The organism is Actinomycetes bacterium, assembly GCA_036000965.1.
In the GTDB taxonomy this organism is placed as follows: Bacteria; Actinomycetota; CALGFH01; order CALGFH01; family CALGFH01; genus DASYUT01.
The window spans coordinates 1-3,666 of record DASYUT010000025.1 but is presented as its reverse complement, the minus strand read 5'-3'; the positions used below and the strand labels follow the sequence as shown (position 1 = coordinate 3,666).

The following is a 3,666-nucleotide window of genomic DNA, read 5'->3' as shown; positions in this document are numbered from 1 at the left end:
CAATCGATGTTGCCCGAGGGTCGTCGGGTCATCCCCGGTGGGAGTCGCTCCCCAGCTTGCCATCCCCGTCCGAGCAGTTCCGCACCTCGGACGGATGACCCTCGCTGTCGGGCGGCTCGGCCGTCGGCACGTCCACACGCTCGCCCGCGGCAGCGGCCACGGTCGCTTCGTCGGCAGCTCGGATCGCCTCGTCCCATTGGGCGATTCCAATGACCCCAGCATCACGCCACCCGAATCCCACCGGCCACACTGTTGTCGCGCCCGCTACCGCCCTCTCCAGGTGCGCGCCGTGAAGGCTCGCGTCCTCTAGGTGCGCGCGGTGGAGCCACACCCTCTCAAGGTGCGCGCCGCCGAGGTGCGCCTCCTCAAGGTGCGCGCCGCCGAGGTCCGCGCCCTCAAGGTGCACGCCAGCAAGGTCTGCCTTGCGGAGATCGACGTCGCGCAGGTCAAACCGATCCGGGTCAGGCCCATTGAGGGTGTCCGCGATGCTTCTGACATGGAGCGGCCGAGGCCATCGAAGTTGAGCCACTCAGGACAGGGGCGTGTTCGTGTCGACCGGTTCGCCGATGGGGTAGGTGACGCCGGTCAACCGCTCGGACTCCTGCCACAGGCGGCGTTGCGCCTGGGGGTCGTGGGAGGCGGGGGTGGACTGGACGCGGGTCGGGTAGCCGGTGAACTGGGCCCGGCCGGGTGGGCCGTAGTAGCCTCCGCGTACGTCCGGGTCGACGGCGGCGCGCACTGTGGACAGGGTGCCCATCTGGGGGCTTTGCAGCAGCCACCAGGTGAGCATCCGCAGCCGCGGGCTCATCGCGACCCGGACCAGGGGGGACAGCTCACGGCCGAACTCGGTGCGCGCATTGCCGGGGTGCGCGGCCACCGCGATGGTCGGTGCGCCGGCCGCGCCCAGCCGGCGTTGCAGCTCGTAGGTGAACAGCAGGTTGGCCAGCTTCGACTGGAAGTACGCGGTCTGGTAGCGGTACCCGCGCTGGAAGTGGAGGTCGTCGAAGTTGATGGTGCCGCGGCGGTGGCCGATGCTTGCGACCGTCACGACCCGCGAGCCGGGCACCGCCAGCAGCCGGTCCAGGATCAGCCCGGTGAAGGCGAACGGGCCGAGGTGGTTGGTGGCAAGGGTGAGCTCGAAGCCATCCTCGGTGAGGCGGTGGCGTGGCATCATCCCCCCGGCGTTGTTGATGAGCAGGTCGATTCGTGGCCAGTCCGTCCGTAGCTGGGTGGCGGCCCGGTGGATCGACGCCTGCGACGCCAGGTCCAGCTGCAGCGTGCTGACCTCGGCGCTCGGTGCGGCGGTGGCGATGCGGGCGGCGGCGTCGGCGGCCTTGTGGGGGTTGCGGCAGGCCAGCACGACGGTGGCGCCGTGCTGGGCGAGCAGCTTGGCCGTCTCGAAGCCGAGCCCGGTGTTGGCGCCGGTGATCACGGCCGTTCGTCCGCGCTGGTCAGGGATGTCGGTCGCGGTCCACCGCTGGCTTGTCGTGCTGGGGCGCATGGTCGTGCCTCCGATCTTGGTGCGCGGGGCTGTGGCGTTGGGGCGTGGCCTGGTGCGTGAGCGGGCCTCCGTGCCGCTATAATCGGGACGGCTGTCCCGCCTTTGCCCACTATACGGGACGGCCATCCCGGTTGTCTACCATCGCAAGGAGGCGTTGCGCAGCGGTGGCGAACAAGCCCACGTTGGCCCAGGCCGACGCCGACCAGCCCGGCAGGGCGCTGCGTGCCGATGCCCGGCGCAACCGGGCCCGGGTGCTGGAGGTGGCCGCCGAGGTGTTCGCCACCGAAGGGTTGTCGGTACCGGTTCACGAGATCGCTCGGCGCGCCGGGGTGGGCACCGGTACGGTCAGCCGCCACTTCCCCACCAAGCAGGAGCTGTTCGCGGCGATCCTGCTCCGCCGGATGGAGCAGCTCACCGGCCAGGCGGACGCGCTGGCCGACGCGGAAGACCCCGGCAGCGCGTTCTTCACGTTCTTCGCCACCCTGGTCCATGCGGGCGCGGCGAACCGGGGCCTGGCCGAGGCCCTCGCCGGCGCCGGCTACGACCTGGAGACCGCCGCCGCGCGCGCCGGGGTCGACGTACCGGGCAGGCTGCGCGACCTGCTCGCCCGCGCCCAGCAGGCGGGAGCGGTCCGGACCGACATCGACTACGCCGACGTGAAGGCGCTGCTAGCGGGCTGTCTGGCACGAGAGGGCGGCAGCGACGGCGCTGCGCTGGACCGGGTCATCGCCGTGGTCTGCCAAGGGCTTCGGACCAGGCGCAGCTGAGCGACCGGGCGGGACTGGCAACACGCCCGGATGGGATGCATCCGTCGGCGACTGGTTGGGTCAGCGGGACACGCCGGGATGGGGATGGCAAGGCTGCCGCCAGGGACCCTGGCGTGCGGTCGCGCCGATGCGGTCGCGCCGCGGACCCGGAGGAGCCAGCGGCGAAGGCAGAGCAACGCGCCAGCGGCCCGGCAGACATCCCGAACCCGGTCCAGCAGCCCCGCCAGCGGCGCAGCGCCCAAGCGCCTGCCAGCTGGGCGACCGCCTGCTCCACCAGCGCGCGCAGCCCCGCCTGCTCCCGGTTGGAGGCCCGCTGCCCGCCGGTGAGCCGGTCGATGGTGCGGCGATCCCCGACCGGGGCATGCCAGTGGTCACGCAAGCGGGCCAGCCCCCGGAACCCCCGGTCAAGCAGGCTGGCGACCTCGACGCCGTCCAGCGCCTGCTCCAGCCCTGCCAGCGCAAGCAACTCGTGCTCGTGGCAGCTGCCCGGCCAGCCCCCGCCCACCCACAACAGCTCGCCCCAGATCGTGCTCACCGCCAGGCCCTGAGCGGTGTGGGCGTGCCGCTTGGCGTCGTCCAGCACCCTGCTGGTTGGTCCAGCCGCTGGGCCGTTGCACCCGGGTCGCCAGCCCGTCCACGCACACCGCCTCGCCGGAGGTGGCCATCTCCGCCAGCAGCTCACGCAGGTCATCCAGGGTGGTGACAGCGGAGCAATCGTCGTGGGTAGCGATGCCGGCGCGTGGGGCCAAAAGTGCGGGTTGACGTATAGTACAGTCACACGTATCATATAGTGCCATGAAAGAAACGAGCAGTCGGCAGGGCCCCCAGGGCTCTCGAAGCAACCTGCTGGACCGGTTCATGCGCGCCCAGCCCGCCCTGCAGCGTCGACTCGCAGCGGAACTGCCCGAGGACCTGCGCGCCGAGGTGGGCGCGGTGACCCTGCACCAGCTCGGTGCCCTCCACACCATCCACCGCCGCGGCGGCGTGACCATGAGCGAACTCGCCGATGCCCTGGGGGCGACGTCGATGAGCACGGCGACCCAGATGGGAGATCGCCTGGCGCGCCTCGGCCTGGTGCAGCGAGACCACGACGGCCGGGATCGTCGCGTCGTTCGTCTCTCCTTGACTCCACGAGCACGCACACTGCTCGAACGCTCGCTTGCTCTTCGGCGGCGTGCCCTGAAGGAGGCCCTATCCAGCCTCGACGACGGGGAGCTGGCAACTCTGGTCGAGCTGACTGAACGCGTCGTGGGGTCATCGCTTTCCAGCGAGGATGTCGCATGAGTCTGGGGACACCGGGATCTCCGCCCATCTCCGAGGCGCCCCCTCCCAACGAAGGCGAGGACGTCATCACGGTGCGCGGGCTGGTCAAGCGCTACGGCGATCTGGAGGCCGTAG

Annotated in this window: 5 protein-coding genes; 2 read left to right on the top strand and 3 right to left on the bottom strand. The window is 71.2% G+C overall.

What is annotated here, in order from left to right; genetic code table 11:
* Nucleotides 1-28 precede the first annotated feature (28 nt).
* Together VG276_01375 and VG276_01370 are read right to left on the bottom strand one after the other, a co-directional pair.
* The gene (locus VG276_01375) at nucleotides 29-529 is read right to left on the bottom strand and encodes a pentapeptide repeat-containing protein (GenBank protein HEV8648060.1); all 501 of its coding nucleotides are present in this window, start codon (nucleotides 527-529) and stop codon (nucleotides 29-31) included.
* Nucleotides 530-1,501, bottom strand: a complete 972-nt coding sequence (locus VG276_01370; protein HEV8648059.1) for an oxidoreductase — start codon at nucleotides 1,499-1,501, stop codon at nucleotides 530-532.
* 164 nt (nucleotides 1,502-1,665) lie between these two features.
* Between VG276_01370 and VG276_01365 the strand changes: the two genes are divergently transcribed.
* Nucleotides 1,666-2,268, top strand: a complete 603-nt coding sequence (locus VG276_01365) for a helix-turn-helix domain-containing protein (protein ID HEV8648058.1) — start codon at nucleotides 1,666-1,668, stop codon at nucleotides 2,266-2,268.
* Here the strand turns inward: VG276_01365 and VG276_01360 are convergent.
* Entirely contained in the window at nucleotides 2,225-2,851 is a 627-nt protein-coding gene (locus VG276_01360; GenBank protein HEV8648057.1) for a transposase family protein, read from the bottom strand. The genes VG276_01365 and VG276_01360 overlap by 44 nt on opposite strands.
* 275 nt (nucleotides 2,852-3,126) lie before the next feature.
* Here VG276_01360 and VG276_01355 point away from each other — a divergent pair, with 275 nt between their 5' ends.
* On the top strand, nucleotides 3,127-3,552 hold the full coding sequence (locus VG276_01355; GenBank protein HEV8648056.1) for a MarR family transcriptional regulator: 426 nt from the start codon (nucleotides 3,127-3,129) through the stop codon (nucleotides 3,550-3,552).
* Nucleotides 3,553-3,666: the final 114 nt, after the last annotated feature.

Excerpts from the sequence above, each read along its gene's own strand:
- VG276_01370 (HEV8648059.1), bottom strand. The coding sequence starts at position 1,501 with ATGCGCCCCAGCACGACAAGCCAGCGGTGGACCGCGACCGACATCCCT.
- VG276_01355 (HEV8648056.1), top strand. The coding sequence starts at position 3,127 with ATGCGCGCCCAGCCCGCCCTGCAGCGTCGACTCGCAGCGGAACTGCCC.